This window comes from Vallitalea sediminicola (assembly GCF_054408565.1).
Genome location: NZ_BTPT01000140.1, coordinates 1 through 959 on the forward strand (window position 1 = coordinate 1; position 959 = coordinate 959).

At 33.4% G+C, this 959-nt stretch carries 2 protein-coding genes; one reads left to right on the forward strand and one right to left on the reverse strand.

All coding sequences use genetic code 11. From position 1 onward, the window contains the following. Nucleotides 1-352, reverse strand: a 352-nt coding sequence (locus ACX6CF_RS26175; RefSeq protein ID WP_458788327.1) for a DUF2786 domain-containing protein, incomplete at its 3' end; no start/stop codon positions are given. A 229-nt stretch (nucleotides 353-581) separates the two neighbouring features. Here ACX6CF_RS26175 and ACX6CF_RS26180 point away from each other — a divergent pair. Further along, nucleotides 582-959 (forward strand): hypothetical protein (locus tag ACX6CF_RS26180; protein ID WP_458788328.1); only part of this gene is annotated, 378 nt, incomplete at its 3' end.

Below are 959 nucleotides of genomic sequence, written 5' to 3' on the forward strand. Positions count from 1 at the left end.
TAATAATATTAACTACTTGTCTATATACTAAGGATGTTAGTTCAACATCTTCCTCTAATCCTAGAAAAATTACTCTATAGCTATTACCCCCATGCCTTAGATATGTTTTACATCTAAAATGTTTAGCTATTACATGAGCAAGAGTCCTTTTCCATGGAGATCGCATCTTCTCGGTTTCACCTTGAACAACTTTATCTTCTTTTTCTTGTATATCGCTCATGGATAATTTATGCTTACCCATCAATGATCTAGCTTTTGTAATTGCTGATTGAGCTTCATACTCGTTCTGACTCTCTGCTAGTCTAAGTAATTTTTGTACTTTCTCTATAACTGATTCTAATTCATTTTGCATCTCTAATTACTCCTTTGTAAAATCAATCTTTTTCGGTTCTTCCTGAACTAACCAAAGTTTAGTGGCTAGACTTATTAATCATTTTTATATCCCTTAATGTAATTCCTTAATTCCTACTTATGTCCCGATTATGTCTGGTTCATTACTGACTGTGTCCAAATACATTGTTCTTGTTATAAATCTGTATTATACTCCTTGTATTATACGAAAAAGAAGGGATTGATTTTATATGGCAACCTATTATATGCTAGTATATTGTAACGATGGACCAGAGACACCTACTAAATTTCTTATGGGGATAAGAAATCATGAAGGATACTTTTTCCACAAAAAAGATGGTGGTGAAAAAAAGTATAAAAACCCTCAACCATTTGGTGAAGAACAAACACCCGGTGAATTAGTTTTACCCGGGGGAACACCTGATTCCCGTTTAGGTACCCCCCTTATTCTTGCAAATACTGAATTCATTGAAGAAACAGGTGTCGATTTACTTAATGACTATGGTGTACAAAGTCGAGATGTAAATGTACAAATTATAAAAAATGATAAGGGACGGCTAGCTGCTTACATAGTACAAGTCAAATTAAGCAATGACATTTTTCAAACT